The sequence below is a fragment of the Brevibacterium sp. Marseille-P9724 genome (assembly GCF_902500275.1).
GTDB lineage: Bacteria > Actinomycetota > Actinomycetes > Actinomycetales > Brevibacteriaceae > Brevibacterium.
Window position 1 is genome coordinate 56,999 of the sequence record NZ_LR722995.1, and the last position, 21,145, is coordinate 78,143.

General features: G+C 64.1%; 17 protein-coding genes. 6 read left to right on the plus strand and 11 right to left on the minus strand.

Annotated elements, in window-relative coordinates; all coding sequences use genetic code 11:
* Positions 1 to 10 precede the first annotated feature (10 nt).
* The 5 genes from manA to GC119_RS07960 form a co-directional block, all read right to left on the minus strand.
* A complete protein-coding gene (gene manA / locus GC119_RS07940; protein WP_070576729.1) occupies positions 11 to 1,243 on the minus strand; it encodes a mannose-6-phosphate isomerase, class I in 1,233 nt (410 codons plus the stop codon).
* Between the two features lie 104 nt (positions 1,244 to 1,347).
* Positions 1,348 to 2,796: an LCP family protein gene (locus GC119_RS07945; protein WP_070576731.1), complete on the minus strand. Its 1,449-nt coding sequence runs from the start codon at positions 2,794 to 2,796 to the stop codon at positions 1,348 to 1,350.
* A 14-nt stretch (positions 2,797 to 2,810) separates the two neighbouring features.
* Entirely contained in the window at positions 2,811 to 3,956 is a 1,146-nt protein-coding gene (locus GC119_RS07950) for an acyl-CoA dehydrogenase family protein (RefSeq protein ID WP_070576734.1), read from the minus strand.
* 11 nt (positions 3,957 to 3,967) lie between these two features.
* Positions 3,968 to 4,489, minus strand: coding sequence for a 5-(carboxyamino)imidazole ribonucleotide mutase (gene purE, locus GC119_RS07955; RefSeq protein ID WP_070576736.1), 522 nt, complete (start codon positions 4,487 to 4,489; stop codon positions 3,968 to 3,970).
* Between the two features lie 13 nt (positions 4,490 to 4,502).
* Entirely contained in the window at positions 4,503 to 5,651 is a 1,149-nt protein-coding gene (locus GC119_RS07960; RefSeq protein ID WP_151952849.1) for a 5-(carboxyamino)imidazole ribonucleotide synthase, read from the minus strand.
* A gap of 107 nt (positions 5,652 to 5,758) precedes the next feature.
* Here GC119_RS07960 and GC119_RS07965 point away from each other — a divergent pair, with 107 nt between their 5' ends.
* Positions 5,759 to 6,271: a GtrA family protein gene (locus GC119_RS07965; protein ID WP_151952850.1), complete on the plus strand. Its 513-nt coding sequence runs from the start codon at positions 5,759 to 5,761 to the stop codon at positions 6,269 to 6,271.
* Here the strand turns inward: GC119_RS07965 and GC119_RS07970 are convergent.
* Together GC119_RS07970 and GC119_RS07975 are read right to left on the minus strand one after the other, a co-directional pair.
* Positions 6,230 to 7,393, minus strand: coding sequence for an alkaline phosphatase family protein (locus tag GC119_RS07970; protein ID WP_151952851.1), 1,164 nt, complete (start codon positions 7,391 to 7,393; stop codon positions 6,230 to 6,232). The genes GC119_RS07965 and GC119_RS07970 overlap by 42 nt on opposite strands.
* A gap of 90 nt (positions 7,394 to 7,483) precedes the next feature.
* Complete coding sequence (locus GC119_RS07975; protein WP_070576748.1) at positions 7,484 to 8,071, minus strand: DUF5998 family protein; 588 nt, start codon at positions 8,069 to 8,071, stop codon at positions 7,484 to 7,486.
* Between the two features lie 70 nt (positions 8,072 to 8,141).
* Between GC119_RS07975 and GC119_RS07980 the strand changes: the two genes are divergently transcribed.
* Together GC119_RS07980 and GC119_RS07985 are read left to right on the plus strand one after the other, a co-directional pair.
* A complete protein-coding gene (locus GC119_RS07980; RefSeq protein WP_151952852.1) occupies positions 8,142 to 10,811 on the plus strand; it encodes a GNAT family N-acetyltransferase in 2,670 nt (889 codons plus the stop codon).
* Between the two features lie 176 nt (positions 10,812 to 10,987).
* Entirely contained in the window at positions 10,988 to 13,579 is a 2,592-nt protein-coding gene (locus GC119_RS07985; RefSeq protein WP_226829368.1) for a DNA topoisomerase (ATP-hydrolyzing) subunit A, read from the plus strand.
* A 52-nt stretch (positions 13,580 to 13,631) separates the two neighbouring features.
* On the opposite strand, the gene GC119_RS07990 is transcribed toward GC119_RS07985, so the two are convergent.
* Positions 13,632 to 15,002 carry an adenylate/guanylate cyclase domain-containing protein gene (locus GC119_RS07990; RefSeq protein ID WP_070576757.1) on the minus strand — a complete coding sequence of 457 codons (1,371 nt, stop codon included), beginning with the start codon at positions 15,000 to 15,002 and terminating at the stop codon, positions 13,632 to 13,634.
* Entirely contained in the window at positions 14,999 to 15,817 is an 819-nt protein-coding gene (locus tag GC119_RS07995; protein WP_193215640.1) for a biotin--[acetyl-CoA-carboxylase] ligase, read from the minus strand. The genes GC119_RS07990 and GC119_RS07995 overlap by 4 nt, the downstream gene beginning before the upstream one ends.
* 76 nt (positions 15,818 to 15,893) lie before the next feature.
* Here GC119_RS07995 and GC119_RS08000 point away from each other — a divergent pair, with 76 nt between their 5' ends.
* Both GC119_RS08000 and GC119_RS08005 read left to right on the plus strand, forming a co-directional pair.
* A complete protein-coding gene (locus GC119_RS08000; protein WP_070576764.1) occupies positions 15,894 to 17,480 on the plus strand; it encodes an acyl-CoA carboxylase subunit beta in 1,587 nt (528 codons plus the stop codon).
* Positions 17,477 to 17,674, plus strand: coding sequence for a hypothetical protein (locus tag GC119_RS08005; RefSeq protein WP_070576769.1), 198 nt, complete (start codon positions 17,477 to 17,479; stop codon positions 17,672 to 17,674). Before GC119_RS08000 ends, GC119_RS08005 begins: the two co-directional genes overlap by 4 nt.
* Positions 17,675 to 17,761: 87 nt before the next feature.
* Here GC119_RS08005 and GC119_RS08010 read toward each other — a convergent pair whose 3' ends face one another.
* Positions 17,762 to 18,931 (minus strand): MFS transporter, encoded by a 1,170-nt coding sequence (locus GC119_RS08010; protein ID WP_083304263.1) that lies wholly within the window; start codon positions 18,929 to 18,931, stop codon positions 17,762 to 17,764.
* 105 nt (positions 18,932 to 19,036) lie between these two features.
* On the opposite strand from GC119_RS08010, the gene GC119_RS08015 reads away from it, so the two are divergent.
* Entirely contained in the window at positions 19,037 to 20,713 is a 1,677-nt protein-coding gene (locus GC119_RS08015) for a DUF885 domain-containing protein (protein WP_151952855.1), read from the plus strand.
* Between the two features lie 71 nt (positions 20,714 to 20,784).
* Here the strand turns inward: GC119_RS08015 and GC119_RS08020 are convergent, their stop codons facing one another.
* A complete protein-coding gene (locus GC119_RS08020; protein WP_151952856.1) occupies positions 20,785 to 21,144 on the minus strand; it encodes a hypothetical protein in 360 nt (119 codons plus the stop codon).
* Position 21,145: the final 1 nt, after the last annotated feature.

The window sequence follows — 21,145 nt, forward strand, 5'->3', positions numbered from 1 at the left end:
CTGGGGTTCGTCAGCGGCCCAGACCGCCGACGAACAGGGCTCCCTGACCGGTGAACGCGGCGGGCGCTTCGTCAGCTCCGATGAAATAGGCGTCCCCTGGCTGCAGCTGCTGAGTGCCGTGGCCGGTGCTCACCTGGAACGAACCCGAGGTGCACAGGACGATTGTGGGGCCCTCTTCGCCGAGCTGCAGGTTGTCTGCGCAGCTGATGACCTGCAGTCCGAAGTCACGGCAGCCGGTGTCCAGCCTGCCGCTGTTGTCAGCGTGCTGAATGTGCGGTTTCTGGACTTCAAAGCGCACCAGGCGCTGCAGTTCCGGAATGTCGATGTGCTTGCTGGTGAGGCCACCGCGAACGACGTTGTCTGACGACGCCATGATCTCGACACCCAGACCGCGCAGATAGGCGTGCGGGATTCCGGCTGACATGGCCAGTGCCTGGCCGGGAAGCATGCGCACCATGTTGAGCATGAGCGCAACCAGCGCCCCGGCATCCGAAGGGAAGTCGCCGTTGGTCATCCGCAGGATCTCGACGGGGTCGATATCGCAGCCGATGCGCGAAGCGCACTCAGGTGAGGCCTCGGCAATGTCAGCGGCGGCCAGACGGTCAGCGACGGCGCCGAAACCGGGTGTGCCCAGCAGAAGGTTCATGGAGTCCCGCAGCGGGTTCTCACCGGCCAGGACTTCGCGCCACGTGAGCAGTGCCGCGTGGGTTCCCGGCACCTCGGCATCCAGCAGGCGATCAACAGTGGCGGCAATCGCGCGGGGTTCGCGGAAACCCGTGAGCGCATCAAACGGAGACAGCGCGTAGATGAGTTCGGGCTTGTGCCACGCGTCGCGATAGTTTCGGTGCGGCGAATCCAGCGGAATGCCGGCGGCGTTCTCACGCGCAAAGCCCTCCTGGGCCTGTTCGAGGTCAGGGTGCACCTGGATGGACAGGGCTTTGTCCGCTGCGAGCAGCTTCATCAGGAACGGAAGGCGGGGACCGAACGTCTTCACGGATTCTTCACCTAGAACAGCCGCGGGGCTTTCTGCGATGATGTCAGAGAGAGTGCGCGGAAGAACCGCGACCCCGTAGGCCTGTTCGGATGCGGGCGAGGACCACACGACCTGCGACGGACGGGCTTCGTGGGCACCGAACCACATTTCGGCGATGGGTTCGTCAGTGGGAGCCTGTTCGAGAAGGGCGGGAATGGCGGTGGTCGAACCCCAGGCGTAGTTGGCCAGTGAGCCTTGTAGCTTCAACATCTTCTCCTTGCAACCTTAGCGTCCGGCCACAGTAGAAGTCCACAGTGAACGCCGTGGCCGCGCAAAGCGACATCAGAGTGAAGCGAAGGTTACATTCGGATGATTCACTTGGGCACCGAGCAGATGGAGCTCGGCTTCGGCTTCTTTTCGGAAGCGTGCGCCGGTGCTGGTCCGAAAAGGCCGGGGGCAGCCTGTTCGTCCTCTTTCTTGGACTTCTCAATTCCGTCTTTGACCAGCTGTTTGGTCACCGTGAAGTCGGGGTGTGAGGGTGTGACATGAGGCGGTGTGAGCTCAACCGAGAGCATCTTCTGCGACTTCGCCTTCATGCCGAGGTTGATGAAGTCATCGGCCTGACGCTGCGGGACGTCAGTGGAAACGACATCCGGTGCTGCAGCGGCGAGTTTTGTAAAGCGCGTCATGAGGGTTGCCGGATCCATCTGCCGCAGCATGGCTTCCTGCACGCAGCGCTGGCGCACCATGCGCTCATAGTCAGTGGCGAACTCGCGCGAACGGCCATACCACAGGGCCGTGCGACCGTCCATCTTGATGTTCTTCCCCGGCTCAATCCACTCTTTGGGCGGGTAGTGCTTGCCCGTGGCCGGATTGATCGGCCTGGAGATCGGCACCCGCACTTCCGAATTCAGGCGGATTCCGCCCATGGCGTCGATGAGCTTCTGGAAGCCCTTGAGGTCGATCATCGCGTAGAACTGGATTTCCAGACCCGTCACGCCCTCGAGAGCTTCGACGGTTCCCTGCACACCTGCGGGAACATCGCCCTTGTATTCGTCAGCGTGCTTTTCGGCTTCCTGGTAGACCGCGTTGATGAGGCACGCGTCACCGCAGTTGTAGCCCTGTGGGAAGTGCTTCTTCAGCGGCGAAGAATTGGGAAACGGCACGTTCTGAGTATTGCGGGGAATGCCGACGACCACTGACTTGCCCGTCTTGGCGTCCATGGACACAACCGTGAGGCTGTCGGGGCGGATGCCTTCGCGGCCCTTGCCCGCGTCGGAGCCGAGCAGAGCCACGTTGTAGCGGCCGTCCACCGGCTTCTTCATCTTTCCGGAGGCAAACAGCTGAGACATCAGCGACCGCTGCGCGTTGACCGTCACACCGCCCCACGCGGTGCCCAGCCCCACGAGCAGAACTGCAGCCAGACCGACAGCCAAGAACTTCGGCCGGGTCTTCTTGCTCAAGCTGACAACCCGCACCCTCCGCATGGTGTCCAACAGGCACACAATCCAGTTGATGCCCGCCGCCAGCACCACCACAAGCGCCAGGACCAACAGGATGGGGTCGGTGCCGATCGTCAAGAAGAAGCTGCGCTTGAACAGCCCGACGATGATGGCCGCCAGCAGCAGAACCCACGTGCCGAGTGTGATGCAAAGCGCTGTTCGGGTGAACTTCCGCGAAGCGCCGAGCACACTCTGTACGGAACCCGGCATGAGCGCAGAGCACAGCAGCAGCCACCACCCGCGGCGGTCCCGGACATACTCCGGGCTTCGCTTGGGATTGCGGATGGGGTCTGCGTACTGAAGCTGTCTGCGCTGGCTCATGCGGGAATCGTCTCTCAGCCCAGGAGCTTGCGTCCCATGACAAGACGCTGAATCTGGTTGGTGCCTTCGTAGATCTGCGTGATCTTCGCATCCCGCATCATGCGCTCAACGGGGTGATCGACAACGTAGCCGGCGCCGCCGAGCAGCTGAACCGCGTCAGTGGTGATCTCCATGGCGACATCCGAGGCGAATGCTTTCGCCGCGGCGCCGAAGAAGCCCAGATCGTCATCATCGCGCTCTGACTTCGCAGCCGCGGCGTAGGTCAGCTGGCGGGCGGCTTCGAGCTTCATGCCCATGTCAGCGACCATGAACTGCACCGCCTGGAAGTCGGACACGGACTTGCCGAACTGCTTGCGGTCCTTGACGTAGGCGATCGCATAGTCGAGTGCGCCCTGGGCAACGCCGAGAGCCTGCGCGGCAATCGTCACGCGGGTGTGGTCGAGGGTGCGCAGGGCGATCTTGAGGCCTTCGCCTTCGGCACCGATGATGCGGTCGCCCGGGATGCGGCAGTCTTCGAAGAACAGTTCGCGCGTGGGGCTGCCCTTGATGCCGAGCTTGCGCTCCTTTTCGCCGAAGGTGAAGCCCTCATCGTCCTTCTCCACAACGAACGCGGAGATATTGCGGCCCCGCGGACCGTCAGGATCAGTGACGGCCATGACGGTGTAGAAGTCGGAAACGCCCGCGTTGGTGATCCACGTCTTGACGCCGTTGAGCACCCAGTCGTCGCCGTCGCGCTTAGCGCGGGTCTTCATGCTCGCGGTGTCCGAACCCGCTTCGCGTTCGGACAGACCGTAGGAGAAGCCGTGGCCCTGGGCCAGCTGCGACAAGTACTTCTTCTTGATCTCTTCACCGCCGCCGAGGATCACCGGCATGGAGCCGAGCTTGTTGACCGCCGGGATGAGAGACGACGACATGCAGCCGCGGGCCACTTCTTCGATCACGATGCAGGTTGCAAGGGCATCTGCGCCCACGCCGCCGTATTCTTCGGCCACGTGCGGGGCGAAGAAGTCGGTGGCCAGCAGGGCATCGTGTGCTTCCTGCGGGTAGCGTGCCTCAGCGTCGACTTCGGCTGCGGCGGGGGTGATTTTGTCTTCGACAATAGAGCGCACCGCGGCGCGGATCTCTTCGTGCTCGTCGGTGAGCCTGTAAACATCGAACATTGGATTCCCTTTCAGCTGTGCTCTTCGAGCCGGCGCTTGAGCGCGCGGCCCTTCTCTTCAGCGGCACGCCCCAGTTCGAGGCGATAGTCGTCAAGGCGTCGGCGCAGAGCCGCAGATTCATCGTCGCGCCCGGCGCTGATGATCCTAGCGGCAAGCAGACCTGCGTTCTTCGCCCCGCCGATCGACACGGTTGCCACCGGAACGCCGGCGGGCATCTGAACGATCGACAGAAGCGAGTCCATGCCGTCAAGGTGCTTCAGCGGCACCGGGACGCCGATCACCGGCAGGGACGTGACAGAGGCGAGCATGCCCGGAAGGTGGGCGGCGCCTCCGGCCCCGGCGATGATGACGGAATATCCCGCCTCGTCGGCCCGAGTGCCCCAGTCGATCATGTCGTGGGGCATACGGTGGGCGGAAACGACTTCCGCCGTGAACTCGATGCCGAGCTCTTCCAGGATGTCGGCGGCGGCACTCATGGTGGGCCAGTCAGAATCGGACCCCATGACAATGCCGACTTTCGGCGTGGTGCTCATGTCTGCTCCTCCGTCAGGGCAGGTCGGGATGAGGGTTGGTGTCAGTCCCGGCAATGAAGTGCGCCGCGTGGCGAGCGCGCGCCAGAACCGCTTCGACGTTCTCACCGCTGAGGTTGACGTGTCCGAGTTTACGGCCGGGACGCACGTCCTTGCCGTACATGTGGACCTTGATCTGAGGGTCGTGGGCCAGAACGTGCAGATAAGCCCGGTAGAGGTCTTCGCGGTCACCGCCGAGGACATTGGCCATAACTGTCACCGGCGCCTTCGGCGCTGGATCGCCCAGCGGAAGGTCGAGAACGGCCCGCAGGTGCTGTTCGAACTGGCTGGTGATCGAACCGTCCTGGGTCCAGTGGCCGGTGTTGTGCGGGCGCATGGCCAGTTCATTGACCATGTAGCCGTCAGCAGTTTCGAACATCTCCATGGCCATAACGCCCGTCACTTCGAGCGATTCGGCAACAGTGAGCACGTCAGCTGTGATCGCCGCTGCCTTGTCCGAGTCGAGCCCGGGTGCGGGTGCGACCGCTTCTGTGCAGATGCCGCCTTCCTGCAGGGTTGCCACAACCGGCCACACGGCAGTCTGGCCCATGGGCGAACGGCCGACCATAACGGACAGCTCGCGTGTGAAGTCAACGGCCTCTTCTGCCAGCAGCGGCCCAGTGCCGAACCAGTCGGCAGCCTCATCGGCACTGCTGATGAGCTTGACCCCGTGGCCGTCATAGCCGCCGCGGGGAGTTTTCACGATGATCGGCCAGCCGATGTCATCGCCGAAAGTCTGCAGGGACTCGGTGTCGGCGACTTCGCGCCACCTGGGGTTGGGCAGGCCCAGTTCGTCCATTTTGGCGCGCATCTTGAGTTTGTCCTGGGCGTAGACCAGTGCGTGGGGCCCGGGATGGACGCTGTGTCCGGCCAGGGTCAGCGCTTCGAGGTGCTCGGTAGGCACGTGTTCGTGATCGAAGGTGATGACGTCGACCGTTTCGGCGAATGCGCGAAGCGTGTCGAGGTCCTTGTAGTCCCCGACGGTCACCCGGCTTGAAACCTGCGCGGCAGAAGACCCTTCGGCCTCTGACAGAACATGAAACGCAACGCCCAGAGCTTCGGCCGCGGGCGCCATCATGCGCGCCAGCTGACCGCCGCCGATTACACCAATACGTGGAAAAGACACGCTTTCACTCTAGCGGGCGCCGCCTGGCGGAACTCTGAGTGACCCGCACCCAATGTCGCCCAATGCCATCGGGCTGGATGCCGGTTCTCGCGGCCTATAGTTGGCCCGTGGGCAAGAAAAGACGCGAACTGGTCAAAATCAGCCGCTTCACGGCTGTCGGGACCGTCGCCTTCCTCGTCGACGTCGGCATTTTCAATCTGCTCATGCTGACGGCCCTTCAGGGCCGCCCCGTGTTGGCGAAGACCCTCGCGGTGCTGTGCGCAACAGCGGTTTCCTGGATCGGTTCGCGACGATGGACCTTTGCCGACCAGCAGCCGCGCTACCGGCCCGCGTTCGAAGGCGTCCTGTTCTTTGCCGTCAATGCCGCCGGAATGGGCATTGCGCTGCTGACCCTGTGGATCTCCCACGATCTTCTGGGCTTCACATCGCTGCTTGCCGACAACATCGCCGGCAACGGCATCGGACTGCTGCTGGGCAACATCATGCGCTATTTCGCCTACCGGTCCTGGCTGTTCCGCGGCAAGGCGAGCAAGCGCGAGGTGCTGACAGACACCTCGTCAGTGCCGGAAGGCGCGAACTCAGCCTTCGAGCACAAGCAGCGGGATGGAAAGTTCGGCTGAGCTCACTCCCCCGTGGTGTCCCAGCAGGCTCAGAGCCGACGGCGAATCAGTGCGCGAATCAACGACGGCGGCTGTTTCGTCGCACACCACCACGAGGTCGCCGATGCGAGCGCGGAAGGCTTGTGCGACTTCCCCGAACCAGCCTTCGCGGATCGCTTCGTCACGAGTCATGACGCGGCCTCTGCCTGCCAGGTGGGCGCGGAATGCCTCCGCCGTGTCATCGCTGGCACCGGCCCGGGTGTACAGGTGTGCCGCGCGCGGCTCTCCCCCGACTGCAGCCAGCCCCGCGGTGAGGTCGGGGTGTTCGGCCAGGTCGATGCGGTTGCGGTGGGCGACGTCGACCATGCCGTGATCGGCGGTGATGATCATCGTCATGTCCGGTCCGAGTGCTGCGGCCAGGCTGCTGAGCATCTGGTCGACCTGTTCGAGCTGTTCGATCCACTGGTCGGAATTCCAGCCGGCCTGGTGTCCGGTTTTGTCGAGTTTGCCCCAGTAGAAGTAGACGAGCCGACGTCCAAGGGCGCGCATTTCTTCGTGTGCGTGGCGGACCCGCTGCTCCCAGGAGTCCGAACCGCGGAAGCGTCCCCCGCGCAGGGTTGCGGCGTTGAGTCCCCCGCGGGAGAACTTCGGCTCTCCCAGCTGCACAACGTCCAGCCCGGTCGCGGCAAGCCTTTCGAACAGTGTGGTGTCGGGGGTCCACCGGCTCGGGTCGACTTCGCTGGAGCCGGTCAGCTGATTGAACACCTCGCCGCTTTCGGGGTCGAGGAGCCTGTAGCCCATGATGCCGTGCCCGCCGGGCAGCATTCCCGTGCCGAGCGAAGACAGCGAGTTCGCGGTGGTCGACGGGAAACCAGCGCTGCCGGGCCGCAGGTGCTGTCCCACCGAACGCAGAAACGGCGTGTAGGCCCGGCGGGCGCGCAGCAGCTCCAAGCCCATTCCGTCGATGAGCACGACGATCACCACGCGCGCCTGGGCTGCACTGCCGCTGAGGATGGTCTCGGTGCGCAGGCGCTGATCGACCGACAGCACGCTCTGGGCATCCAGTGCGGCTGCCGCGGCGGGAACGATGTCCGACAGCAGCGGGCTGTTCGCGTAATCCGGCGGGTGGAGCTGTTGTGTCACGCTGGGCTTTCTCAGTTGTGTGCGGCTGTGTTGTCTGACGAGGCGGAGCTTCGGTTCCGCACTGCCGTGCGGTTGGAGGAGTTCTTGCGCTTACTGCCGCTGGGTGCGGGCGGCGTGGATGACGCGGCGCAGCGTGTGGGCGAAGCTGACGGTCGCGTCGACGGCCTGCTGGCCTTCTGCCTGAGCGGATACGCGCAGCGCCACGTCTTCGCTGAAGCTGCCGCCGCTGAAGCCGTGGTCAACATCGCATTCGGGGTTGCCGCAGGTTTCGGGGAACACCTCCAGGCGACTGCGTGCGCCCCAGGACATGATGAGCTGCACTTCCACCGGGCTGTCGCCGGGACGGTAGTGGGCGGGATCGGCGTAGGTTGCGAAGATCGCCGGGGCGGCGAGCCGATCAAGTGCGACTTCTTCTGTGCTGCACAGGGCGCGCGGTTCGCTCCAGCCGGGCTCAGGGTGCGGTTCGTCGTCAACCCGGGCCAACACCAGCCGGGTGGGGGTGAGCACGAAAACGCTCACCAGCCGGTGGATGGTGTCGAGGTCCATGTGGGTGTCGGTGTAGACCAGGTGGTCGAGCACGGGTTCGTCCAGCAGGGCTTCTGCTATTGCAGTCGCTGCGATCTGCGGATAGTAGCCGGCGTCTTGGATGTCGGCGATGAGTCGCTGTGGAAGGTCCATCCGACCATTGTCTACTGCCACCCGCGCGTAGGGCTAGGCGGGAGCGTCTGCGGGGCCTAAGCTGGGTGTTATGAGCGCCTATCCACAGTCCTGGGAAGCCGACGTTGTCCTCCGCGATGGTGCGACGGCGCGTCTGCGCCCGATTCTGCAAAGCGATGCCGACGGTGTGCAGGCCATGCACTCCCGCCAGTCGGCCGAATCCATCTACATGCGGTTCTTCGCCCCGATCAAGCAGATCCCGGAGAAGGACCTCGAACGGTTTGTCACTGTCGACTACCGCGACCGCGTGGCCTTTGTCATGACGATCCGCGACGAGATCATCGGCATCGGCCGCTATGACCGCCTGGATGAGAATTCCGCCGAGGTCGCATTCAACATTGCGGATGCCCACCAGGGCCGCGGCATCGGCTCGATTCTGCTGGAGCACCTGGCCGCCGCGGCCCGCGAAATGGGCATTGACCGCTTTGTTGCCGAGGTTCTGCCGCAGAACCGGCCCATGCTGCAGGTGTTTGCCGCAGCCGGCTATGAAATCACCCGCGAATTCGATGATGGGGTTGTGGCTGTCGCCTTTGACATCGACCCCACTGAAAAGTCCCGGCAGGTGCTCGCTTCGCGTGAGCACCGCGCTGAGGCTCTGTCGGTGCGCGGCATTCTGCACCCGAAGTCGATTGTGGTCTTCGGCGCTTCTCGCAGCCGCGCCTCGATCGGCAATCTGCTCCTGCGCAATCTGACCGCCGGCGGTTTCCGCGGTCGGCTCAACATCGTCCATCCGAAGGCCTCCGAGGTTGCGGGGCTGCCCACCGTGTCGAGTCTCGATGACATTGAGGGCGACATCGACGTCGCCGTGATCGCGGTGCCGGCGGCAGCTGTCCCCCAGGTTGTCCGCGACTGCGCAGAACGGGGTGTGAAGGGCGTTGTTGTGATCTCCTCCGGTTTTGCCGAGACTTCCGAAGACGGCGCACGCCTGCAGGAGCAGGTGCTCACAACCGCGCGCACGTGGGGCATGCGCCTGATCGGCCCGAACTCTTTCGGCGTGCTCAACTCCGACCCGGATATCGAACTCAACGCCTCGCTGTCGCCGTTCCTGCCCGATCCGGGACACGTGGGCGTGTTCAGCCAATCGGGCGCTTTGGGCACCGCAATGCTCGCGGCAGCCCGCGAGCGCGGCATCGGCATTTCGACCTTCGTATCCGCCGGCAACCGCGCAGACCTGTCCGGCAACGACATGATGCAGTACTGGCAGGAAGATCCCGCCACGAACGTCGTGTGCCTGTACCTCGAATCGATCGGCAATCCGCGCAAGTTCTCGCGCATTGCCCGCCGGGTCACCCGCAATAAGCCCGTCATCGTCATCAAGTCCGATCTCACCGGCGGTGAGCTTCCGCCGGGGCACGCGGTGCGCGTATCGTCCCTGTCGGCCAGCGCCATGGATCAGGTTCTTGCGCAGGCCGGTGTTATTCGCGCCCGTTCGGTCAGCCAGATGTACGACATCGCACAGGTGTTCGACACGCAGCCGCTGCCGGCCGGCAAGCGCGTCGGCATTGTGGGCAATTCCGCGGCCCTGTCCACACTCGTTGAGCAGTGCGTCCGCGCGGAGGGGCTGAAGCTCGGCACTGCCCCTGTCTCCCTGCACCCGGAGGCCACGGTTGACGACTTCGAAGCTGAACTGCGGCAGGTGTATGCCAACCCGCACGTGCACTCGGTCGTCGTCATAATCACCCCCTCTCCCAGTGTTTCGTCATCGCAGATGGCGCAGGCCATTGCCGATGCCGCCGCACAGTCGGGCAAGACGACCGTCGCCTGCTTCCTCGGCGTGCACGGCAAGGACGAAATGCTCACGTCCTACACCCGGTCCGAAACCGGCGAGCGCACGAAGCACGTCGTGCCTTCCTATGGCGGCCCCGAAGCAGCCGTGTGGGCGCTTGCCCGGGCCACCGAGTACGCGGTGTACAAGAAGTCCGATCACGGCCACTATCCGATCTTCACGGATCTGAAGAGCCGCAGGGCCCGGCAGATCATCGAAAGCAGCCTGGCGGAAGCCGATTCGCCGCGGGTGACCATGTCTGATGAGGCCGCGCACGCTCTTCTGGACGCCTACGGCATCGAGGTGCTGCCGTATATCTCGACGGCTACGGTCGAAGAGGCCAAGGAAGCGGCGGCGAAGATCGGCTACCCGGTAGCGCTTAAGGCTGTGCACAAGAAGCTGCGCCACCGCTTTGAGTTCGGCGGAGTGCGCCTTGCCATTCAGACCGAGGCGGAGCTCGTGGGCGACTGGAACGGCATCGCGGACGTCATTGCGCAGTCTCTTGATGACGATGATGACCGTCGGATCGACGTGCAGGCTATGGCTCCGGCGGGCGTGGGGTGTGTCATTCGGGCCGGTGAGGACCCGCTGCTGGGTCCCATGGTGTCGTTCTCAATCGCCGGTGACTCCACTGAGCTGCTGGACGACGTTGCCCACAGGGTCGCTCCCCTGACCGATCTCGACGCCCGCAACATGGTGCGCACTCCCGGAGCCTCCCCGCGCCTGTTCGGCTACAAGGGGCTGCCGGTGGCCAATGTCGAACCGGCCGAGGAGATCCTGCTGCGGCTGGCCGCGCTGGTTGATGACTTCCCCGTCATCCGCAGTGTCGAAGTCCGTCCCATCATGATCACCACCGACAAGAGCTACCTCTTGTCGGCCCGCATTCAGCTTGCGGCTGATGCCGACCGCATGGACACCCTGCGCCGTAGGATGTGAGCCGGCCAAGGCAGCCGGGAGCCGAAGCGTGAGCGCGCCAGACGGCGCGGCGACCGTGAAATAAGCGGCTTTCGCCCAGCTGAGCGCTACACTGACCTCCGGATGGCACAGCAGCTGCACAAGGAGGAAGCCGAGTGACCGACGGTCAGATCGTCGATATTGACGTCACCCAGGAAATGGAGACGTCGTTCTTCGAATACGCGTACTCGGTCATCTACTCTCGTGCTCTGCCGGATGCCCGCGACGGTCTCAAACCCGTTCAGCGCCGCATCCTCTATCAGATGTCGGAAATGGGGCTGCGCCCCGAGCGCCCGTACGTGAAGTCTTCGCGCATCGTCGGCGATGTCATGGGCAAGCTCCACCCCCACTCCGACACCGCGATCTATGACGCTCTTGTGCGCATGGCCCAGTCTTTCGTCATGCGCGTCCCACTGGTCGACGGCCACGGCAACTTCGGTTCGCTCGACGACGGCCCCGCAGCCCCCCGGTACACGGAGGCCCGGCTGGACCAGGCGGCCATGCACATGCTTCGCAACCTGGACGAAGACACCGTCAACACGGTTCCCAACTACGACGGTTCGCTCACCCAGCCCGAAGCCCTGCCCAGCGCACTGCCGAACCTGCTGGTCAACGGTGCGTCCGGCATCGCGGTCGGCATGGCCACCAACATGGCCCCGCACAACCCCGGCGAAGTCATAGCCGCCGCGCGGCACCTCATCTTCCACCCCGAAGCGACCCTTGATGAGCTCATGCGGTTCGTCCCGGGCCCGGACCTGCCGACCGGCGGTCGGATCATCGGCCTGTCCGGTGTGCGCGATGCCTATGAGACCGGCCGCGGCACCTTCCGCACCCGCGCGACCGTGAAGTTCGAGAACATCACCCCGCGCCGCCGCGGCATCACCGTCACCGAACTTCCCTACCTCGTCGGCCCCGAAAAGGTCATCGAGAAGATCAAAGACAACGTCCAGGCCAAAAAGCTGCAGGGCATCAGCTCGGTTGACGACTACTCTGACCGCAAGCACGGCCTGCGCTTGGTCATCGGCATCAAGTCCGGATTCAATCCCGAAGCCGTACTCGAAGAGCTCTACCGGCTGACCCCGATGGAAGACTCCTTCGGCATCAACAACGTCTGCCTGGTTGACGGCCGCCCGCGCACCCTGGGGCTGAAGGCCCTTCTGGAAGTCTTCATCGCCCACCGAATCGAGGTCATCCGCCGCCGCAGCGAATTCCGCCTGCAGAAGGCGCTCGACCGTCTGCACCTGGTTGAGGGCCTGCTCATTGCGATCCTCGACATCGACGAAGTCGTCCAGCTGATCCGCTCTTCCGATGACGCCGCACAGGCGCGCACACGACTCATGGAGGTCTTCGAGCTCTCGGAGATCCAGGCGACCTACATCCTCGACCTGCAGCTGCGCCGCCTGACGAAGTTCTCACGCATCGAACTCGAAGCTGAACGCGATGAGCTGCAGGCCACCATCGAAGACCTCCGCGACATCCTCGGTGATGAGAACCGGCTGAAGACGCTCGTGTCCGATGAGCTCGAAGAGACCGCGAACGCTTTGGACACCGGCCGTCGCACGGTGCTCGTCGAAGGCAGCCTCAAAGAGATCAAGGCCGCAGGGCGCAAGAAGGGCCAGAACCTGCAGGTGGCCGACGAACCCTGCTGGGTGCTCATGTCGACCACCGGCAAGATTGCCCGCACCGCAGCGGCAGGGGAACTGTCCGCCACCGGCCGCAGAGCCGCCAACGACGCTCTCATTGCGCAGATCCCCTCGAGCACCCGCGGATCCCTGGGCGCTTTGACGAACAGGGGGCGGGTCCACAAGGTCGACATCATCAACCTGCCCGCTCTGCCGGACCAGGCCACCCGCCCCGTGCTGTCCGGCGGTGTGAAGATCACCGACTTCATCGAACTCGACAAGGGCGAGCACGTCATCGCGCTCATCGACCCCACTGCCGAGGTGGTGCTCGGCACCCGCTTGGGCGTGGTCAAACGCGTTGCCGCCGGTGAGATTCCGAACAACCGCGACGTGTGGGACATCATTGCCCTCAAGGGCAAGGACACGGTGGTCGGCGCAGGCCAGCTTCCCAACCTCGATGACGGTTCCGCCGTGTTCATCACCCAGGCGGGCAATCTGCTCAACTTCACTCTCGACGGTGTGCGCGCACAGGGGCCGGGTGCCGGCGGTGTTGCAGGCATCCGCCTGCCGAAGGACGTTGAGGTCATCAGCTTCAGCGTTGTCGACCCCGCCGAAGACAACCGGGTTGTCACAATTGCCAAGGGTGTGAACTTCAACGGCGAGGAAAGCGAGTCCGTCAAGGTTTCCCTGCTGGCTGACTTCCCCTCGCGGGGACGCGCCACAGCGGGAATGCGCAGCCACCGCTTCCTCAAGGATGAAACTGCGCTCGTCACCGCTTTTGTCGGTCCCCATCCGCAGGCGGCGGCCAAAACCGGCGGCGCACGGGCTCTGCCGGACGAGCTCTCGCGCCGCGACGGCTCAGGGGCTCCCCTAGAAGGCCGGATCGATGCGATCGGCTCTCTCCCGCGCACCGGAATTGCCGCAGATCCAGCCGCAGCCCATGGCGCCTCGGCGGCGGATGCGACCGAATCCGAGGCCGCCGGTGACGCACCGGCGGTCAAGAGCACCCCGAAGAGCAGCGCGGGCGCACCTGATTTCAGCGACGACGACCGCTACAGCCAGATCGGCAGAGAAAAGGACGACGACAGCGGCGTCATCGTTTCCGACGACAACGACCAGCTGTTCTGACTCTCCGGCCGCTGTGAAGCTCAGCGCCCGTCTACTGCGGCGGGAGCCTGCGTCAGGGTTCGACGTCGACGATCATGCACGGCGCTTGGCCGCGGTGCATGTCGACGACCGTGACATCGCCCAGTCCCTGCAGGCTGACGGTGCGGCGATTGGAGAAGTCATAGGCTTCCGTCTGCGAAATGACAGACGAGGTTTCCCAGTCGGTTGTGATGGTTCCGGGTTCGCCGATCGAGGTCAGGCGGGCGGCCAGGTTGACGGTCGAACCGAAGATATCGCCCAGACGAGACAGCACTTTGCCCCACGAAAAGCCCACTCGCGCTTTCGGAAGCTCGGGATCCTCCGTGATGCGCTCCATGAGCCGCACCGAGATCTCCGCTCCCGAACGCGGGGTTTCGGCGGCAAAGAAGACTTCGTCGCCGACGGTTTTGATGACACGACCGCCGCCTGCGGTCACGATGTTGTAGCACAGGGTTTGGAAGCGCTTGACGAGGCTGGCCAGCTGCCGTGGCTCCATCTGCTGGGACAGTCGGGTGAAGGACACGAGGTCGACAAAGCCGATGCCGCGGGCCAGCGGCATGGCTGAATCGTAGAATCCGGGCCGGCCTGCGTTCTTCCCGCCGGGACCTGCGTCATCACCGAGATTGACGTTGAGCCGACCGAACACGTTCGCCATGTTGTGCTTCCACGCGTACAGCATGACTTTTTCCAAAGACGGCAGGATCTGCTCAAACAGGCTCAGCGCGACGGCGCGGGCCTGGCGCTCGTCCAACCTGCGCGATTCGGCGAGATATTCAACAACCGTCTCCATCTGCCACACCACCAGACGGTCAGTGGTCTGACCGATGGCGCGGGCAAGCGCGACCGCGGTTTCTTCGTCCACCATGTTGCGAGCCACGAGGTCGGCCATTTCCGCCAGCGCGTTGACGTCGCGAATGGTGAACGCGGGCGTGCCCTCTTCTGCGATCGGCAGGCCGAGTGCGCGCCAGAACTTCTTGGCGGACACGCTGGACACCCCCGCAAGCTGGGCAACTTCGCGCCGCGTCAGAACTCGCTTCCCGCCCAGCAGCTGCTCTTCGAGCAGCGATGCTGCCGTGCGCAGACGCTGCATTCGCTGCTCGATGAGCTCCGGATTGTTCAGCAGGTCTGGCAGCGGTTCTGTCTGCGGGGTGGGGTCATCCGCGAGTCCCTGCGAAAAGTCCAGCCGATCGCGCAGCTCGGAAACGGCGCTGTCATCAGAAGAGCGCGCATTTGCGCGCGCACGCTCTTCTTGGAAGCTGGAGCTGAACTCGTCGGATGATTCTGCTATTCGCTTGATTTCCTCTGCTGTCGTGGCGTCGCGATTCCAGGGTGCGTCAGGCGGAGAGAAAACAGTGTGCTCGCTGATCTGCGGCAGAGCTTGAGTGCGCGGATCAGGTTCGGTCATACCAGCCTCGCGTGGACGACGTCCCCGGCGGTGACCGTCTGCAGGCCCTCGGAGGTTTCAATCACAAGGCCGCCGTGGGCATCGAGCCCCACCGCCCGCGCTGTGAGGGGTTCCCGGCCGGGCAGTTCGACCCGAACGTCGCGCCCAATGGTTGCCATGGAATCGGACATGTCCGCGCAGAATTCTGCTGTGCCGACGGCCGGACGGCTGAACGCCGAGTCCAGGGCCTCGCGCAGGCGGCTGACAACAGCGGCCAGGAGCACTTCGCGGCTGAAGTCGAAGCCCTCAACGAGCAGCGACGTGGCGGTCTCAACCGGAAGATCGTCCTGTGCGAGGTGCACATTGATGCCGGTGCCGATGACGACTGTCTTTGCACCGTCAGCTCCGATGACGATCCGAGTGAGGATGCCGGCGAGCTTGCGGTCGCGGATGAGAACGTCGTTGGGCCATTTGAGTTCGGCCGGAACTCCCTCTGCGCGCAGAGCGTCGACAACAGCGCGGCCCGTGATGAGCGGAATCCATCCAAGGTCGTCCGCTGCGACTGTCGGCGGCACTGGAACGGCAATGGAGAAGGTCAGACAAGTGCGCGGCGGCGTCGTCCAAGTCCGCGCCAAGCGGCCACGGCCGGCCTGCTGGTGGTCCGTGCCGAGAATGCTGAAGGGCGCTGCGCTTCCGCTTTCTGCCGCTGCGGCGAGATCGTCGTTGGTCGAGCCGGTGTTCTCCGTCCAGGTGATGTCCGGCTGCGGCAGCTGGCTTTCACGGGTCCAAGCGTCGCTGAAGAGGTTGAGGTCAAAGGGAGAAACGCTATCATGCACTACATCACTGTAGGCCGTTTTATCCACCGGATACAACACCGACCCACCGTGTGAGAATCCCCGATAGTCTAGTGCCATGAGTCCTTCTACCGCACCGCAGACGACAGCGCAACGGCTGGCCGCTTTCATTGAGCGCCGCCGCACTGCGCACACACCCAATCCCCAGGCCGCTGAGCGCCAGCACAATCGCGGCAAGCAGACGGCCCGCGAACGCATCGCCGAGCTGCTCGACCCCGGTTCTTTCCAGGAGATCGACGAATTCGTCCGTCACCACAGCCACCAGTTCGGCATGGAGAACAAGCGCCCCGACGGCGACGGCGTGGTCTGCGGTCTGGGCACAATCGACGGCCGCACCGTTGCGGTATTCGCTCACGACTTCACGGTGCTCGGCGGTTCGCTGGCCGAAGCCAACGGGCGCAAGATCGTCAAGGTGCAGAAACTCGCACTCAAGATCGGCTGCCCCATCATCGGCATCAACGACTCCGGCGGGGCCCGCATTCAGGAGGGCGTGGGATCGATTGCCCTGTTCGCCGAGATCTTCCACTGGAACGTCCAGTCCTCCGGTGTCATCCCCCAGATCAGCCTCATTATGGGCCCTTCGGCCGGCGGTGCCGTGTACTCCCCCGCCCTGACCGACTTCACGATCATGGTCGACGGCACCTCGCACATGTACATCACCGGTCCCGACGTCATCAAGACCGTGACCGGTGAGAACGTCGGCCACGAAGAACTCGGCGGAGGCTACACCCACAACTCGGTTTCGGGCAACGCGCAGTACCTGGCGCAGGATGAAGAGGACGCCCTGAACTATGTGCGCGACCTCCTGTCGTTCCTGCCGTCGAACAACATGGATCCCGTGCCGAACGTCCCGGCTCCGGCGAATCTCGAACTGACGGAAGCCGACAACGCACTCAACACGCTCGTGCCGGATTCCGCTTCGCAGCCCTATGACATCCTCGACGTCGTCACGACCGTCTTGGACGACGGCGAATTCCTGGAGACCAGCGAGCTTTTCGCCCCAAACGTCGTCACGGGCTTCGGCCGCGTAGAGGGCGAAACGGTCGGCATCATCGCCAATCAGCCCATGCAGATGGCCGGCACGCTCGACATTGACGCTTCGGAGAAAGCCGCCCGCTTTGTGCGCTTCCTCGACGCGTTCAACATCCCAATCCTCACCTTCGTCGACGTTCCCGGCTTCCTGCCCGGCACCGATCAGGAGTACAGCGGAATCATCCGGCGCGGCGCAAAGCTCATCTACGCCTACGGCGAAGCAACCGTGCCGTGTCTGACGCTCATCACCCGCAAGGCCTACGGCGGCGCGTACTGCGTGATGGGGTCCAAACAGCTCGGCGCTGACCTCAACTTGGCGTGGCCGTCGGCGCAGATCGCCGTCATGGGCGCACAGGGCGCGGCGAATATCGTCTACCGCCGCACTCTGAAAGAGGCCGAGGCTGCCGGAGAAGACGTCGAAGCCAAGCGGGCCGAGCTCGTCCAGGAATACGAAGACGCTCTGCTCAACCCCTATCTGGCGGCCGAAGAGGGCTACATCGACGCCGTCATTGCGCCGTCTGAAACCCGCGAACGGATTGTCCGAGGCCTGCGCGCTCTGCGCAACAAGCACGTGCAGGCACCCGCCCGCAAACACGGAAACATCCCGCTGTGAGAGAAAAGCCGAAGACCGGAACACCGAAAGAGCAGCGGTTGGCTCGCTCAGCCGCTTTCGCCGCCGTCATGGCGCTGCGCCATTCCGCAGGCTCCGGCGACAGCCTGCGTTTGCCGGACGCGGGCTACAGCAGTCCAGTGCGCCGCATTCGCGCATCCCGCACCGGGACCTGGGCACGGCGCCAGCGCTCCTGACCCTCTGGACGCGTGCTCTGACAGCACTTCTGAGAACACCCCCGATGAGACTCGCCTTCATAGACCCGAGCTCACCTGGGGGTGTTCTCAGCTTTTCCGGCCGCGCCTGCTGGCCCAGTAGACCACCAGCCCGGCCAACACGATGAACGCGGAAACTCCGAACATTCCCCGCTGGCCCAACACAGGCTCCAATGCGCCCAAAACCACTGACCCGAGTGCCGTTCCGGAATCCAGCATGATGAAGAACGTCGACATGACAACTCCGTAGCGGGCAGGCAGCGCATCAGCAGCACACGCTGCCTGCACTGCAGGAAGGAGCGACCCGAAGCCGGCTCCCACGAGCGCACCAGCAACGATGATCGCCGGTGCGCCGTGCGCAAACGTGAGCACAGCGAGCGATGCCGCATAGATGAGGATGGCAGGGTAGATCACCCAGCCGTGGCCGTACTTGTCCTGCAGACGCCCCACAAAGGAACGGCAGATGAGCATAGCGGCAGCGAGTGCAACAAAGAACCAGCCTGCCGCCTCGGGCGCCCCGACAGCTTCTGCATAGGATCCCAGGAAGGCCATGATGACCGAGTACACGAGACCGGCGGCGAACATCACGGAAGCGGTTTTCAGCGTGTTCAGCTCGAGGAGCGAACTGGGTGTCAGCCGCCACTTATCAGCCCTCTGTTCCCGGCTCGGCGGGCTCTCCGGCAGAGTCAGCAGCAGTGACAGCAGTGAGGCGACAACGGCGATTGCTGCGCAGATGTAGAACAGCGGCTGATACCCGTGCTTCGCCGAGATCGTCACTGCCAAGAACGGGCCGCTGGCCATCGCCAAGGACGTCGCCATACCGAAATAGCCCGTGCCCTCGGCCCTGCGGTGCGGCGGGATGACGGTCTGCACTGCCGCGGAGGTTGCCGTGTGGTTGAACCCGAACGCAAAGCCGTGCAGGAAGCGCACCACAATGAACAGGTCAAGCGAGGCGGTCGGAATGTACAGCAGAGACAGCGCTATTTGGGCAATCGAGGACAGCAGAATGGTTCGGCGCCTGCCCACGAAGTCCAGGTACTTGCCGGCGGGAACACGGGACACCACGGCACCCAGAACGAAGGAGCTCGAAGCGAAGCCGGCCGCCGCATGTCCCGCACCAAACGAAATCACCGCATATGCCGCCATGGAGGTCAGCAGCAGATAGAACACCAGTGATCCCATGAGACTGATGCTGAAAGCGAGGACGAAGTCTTTGTTCCACAGTCTGCTCGGGGTCACTGCCGCATGCGCCTCCTATACGCCATTGAGAAAGTCGGCGCACAATCACAGTCCGCCGACTGTGCAATAGTAGGCTACGGCGTTTCCGCCGTTTACAGTGGGATTATGACTCATCACCCGCGAACCCCTTCGGCAGTCGACGCTGTCGCCGAAGAGCACGCCCGATCCCTTGTCGAACTGTGCCCCTCGCTGTCCGTCACCGCCGGCCTTGACGGAGACCGCACGCGCTTGGATCCCCAGAGCAAAGAGGCTGCTGACCAGCTCGATGCGCTCAACTCCCGCACGCTGCGCGAACTCGACAGAGCAGAACAGGAGTCGCAGAACCTCGATCGGGTGGACGTCGTCACACTCGATGCCATGCGAGAGCGCTTAGGCTGTGAGCGCGACCTGCACGCCGCCGGTCTGAGCTTCGGACAGCTCAACGTCATCGCATCGCCTCCGCAGAGCGTGCAGATGCTCTTCGACCTTGTGCCCACCGGCACTGAAGATGACTGGAAGGACAACGCCGTCCGGCTGTCGCAGGTGCCCAGAGCGCTGACCGAATACCGGCACGCGCTGAGCCAGGCCGCTCACGACGGTCGCCCACCGGCGCTGCGCCAGGTCAGGCGAGTCATCGACCAGTGCCGTGATCACGCAAAGCCCGGCGGCAGCTTTGACCGCTTTGCGAAGCAGGCGGCAAGCTCTGCCTCGAGAGCACTGTCGGCAGAGGTCAGCACGGCCGCAGACGGTGCGCGGGAGGCATATGATTCCCTTGCCGATTTCCTCAGCGACATCATCGCTCCCCTGGCCTCAGAGACGGACGCCTGCGGGCGCGAAGACTACGCTCTGTTCTCCCGGGAGTTCCTCGGGGCGGAAATCGATCTCGACGAAACCTACGCATGGGGTCTAGAACAGCTGGCGGCCATCGACGCGAAGCAGCGGCACGTGGCAGACGAACTCTACCCCGGCTCCACGGTTGCGGAGTGCTTGAACAGACTCAACGCCGATCCGCAGCGCCAAGTGCACGGCCTGGATGCCCTGCGCACCTGGATGCAGGACAAGGCCGACCGGGCGATTGACGCACTTGCCGGGGTGCACTTCGACATTCCCGAACCGGTCAGGAAAATCGAATGCATGGTCTTGCCCGACGGTACGGGCGGCATCTACTACACCGGACCGACCGACGACTTTTCGCGTCCCGGACGCATGTGGTGGTCAGTCCCAGCCGGTGTCGAAACATTCAACACGTGGCAGGAGCTCACAACCGTCTATCACGAGGGAGTACCCGGTCACCACCTGCAGATCGGCGGAGCCGCGCACATGGCTGACAGCCTCAACACGTGGCGTCGCCACCTGTGCTGGGTTTCCGGCCACGGTGAGGGCTGGGCTCTGTACTCCGAAGCGCTCATGGCCGAACTGGGCTTCCTGGATGACCTGGGCGACTACATGGGCATGCTCGACTCACAGCGTCTGCGCGCAGCCCGCGTGTGCCTCGACATCGGCGTGCACCTGGGCCTGCCAGCGCCCGAATCGATTGGCGGCGGGACGTGGAATGCCGGTAAAGCGTGGACGTTCCTCACCGACAACGTGGCGATGGAGCGCAGCTTCCTCGCCTTTGAACTCGACCGCTACCTCGGCTGGCCGGGGCAGGCACCGTCCTACAAGGTAGGCCAGCGCCTCTGGGAACAGACACGCGACGCCGCAAAGGACAACGACCCGAACTTCACGCTCAAGGATTTCCACATCAAGGCCCTGGCAATCGGCTCAGTCGGGCTCGACACCCTCAAGCGCGCTCTCACCTGAACCGTAAAATCACCGGGACCGCACAGCTCACGTGCCGTTGCAACACGGCCGAGGTGCCGCTGAGGTGCAGTTCACAAACTGCGCCTGAGCTGTTCGGCAAGGGCCAGTGCTGCTGCCGTGTGGTCCTCGTTCGCTCCCCTGCGCGGCTGTGCCGCTTCCAACAGAGCGAACAGGCGAAACGGAAGCTGCGCCTCGTCAGCCTCCCAGATTTCGGGGGCACCCGGAGGAGGGCCCGTCAGAGTGCACAGCTGACGCACAGCGGCTTGCACCAGCCGGCGACGATCCAGCTTTTCCCCATCGGGCACCTGAGACCATGCGTCGACCGTAAGCGATGCCAGCCGGACACGAAGACGGCGGACCTCGGTTTCGAGGTCCGCCGCTTTCTGTCGGTGCTGTTCGCTCACCGGGCAGGCTGCGAACACATCAGTCATG

Bases quoted from the DNA above. Each gene is read 5' to 3' on its own strand.
- GC119_RS07945 (WP_070576731.1), bottom strand. From the start codon at position 2,796: ATGAGCCAGCGCAGACAGCTTCAGTACGCAGACCCCATCCGCAATCCC.
- GC119_RS07990 (WP_070576757.1), bottom strand. From the start codon at position 15,002: ATGACCGAACCTGATCCGCGCACTCAAGCTCTGCCGCAGATCAGCGAG.
- GC119_RS08015 (WP_151952855.1), top strand. From the start codon at position 19,037: ATGACTCATCACCCGCGAACCCCTTCGGCAGTCGACGCTGTCGCCGAA.
- manA (WP_070576729.1), bottom strand. From the start codon at position 1,243: ATGTTGAAGCTACAAGGCTCACTGGCCAACTACGCCTGGGGTTCGACC.
- GC119_RS07985 (WP_226829368.1), top strand. From the start codon at position 10,988: ATGGAGACGTCGTTCTTCGAATACGCGTACTCGGTCATCTACTCTCGT.
- GC119_RS08000 (WP_070576764.1), top strand. From the start codon at position 15,894: ATGAGTCCTTCTACCGCACCGCAGACGACAGCGCAACGGCTGGCCGCT.
- purE (WP_070576736.1), bottom strand. From the start codon at position 4,489: ATGAGCACCACGCCGAAAGTCGGCATTGTCATGGGGTCCGATTCTGAC.
- GC119_RS07975 (WP_070576748.1), bottom strand. From the start codon at position 8,071: ATGGACCTTCCACAGCGACTCATCGCCGACATCCAAGACGCCGGCTAC.
- GC119_RS08020 (WP_151952856.1), bottom strand. From the start codon at position 21,144: ATGACTGATGTGTTCGCAGCCTGCCCGGTGAGCGAACAGCACCGACAG.
- GC119_RS07980 (WP_151952852.1), top strand. From the start codon at position 8,142: ATGAGCGCCTATCCACAGTCCTGGGAAGCCGACGTTGTCCTCCGCGAT.
- GC119_RS07950 (WP_070576734.1), bottom strand. From the start codon at position 3,956: ATGTTCGATGTTTACAGGCTCACCGACGAGCACGAAGAGATCCGCGCC.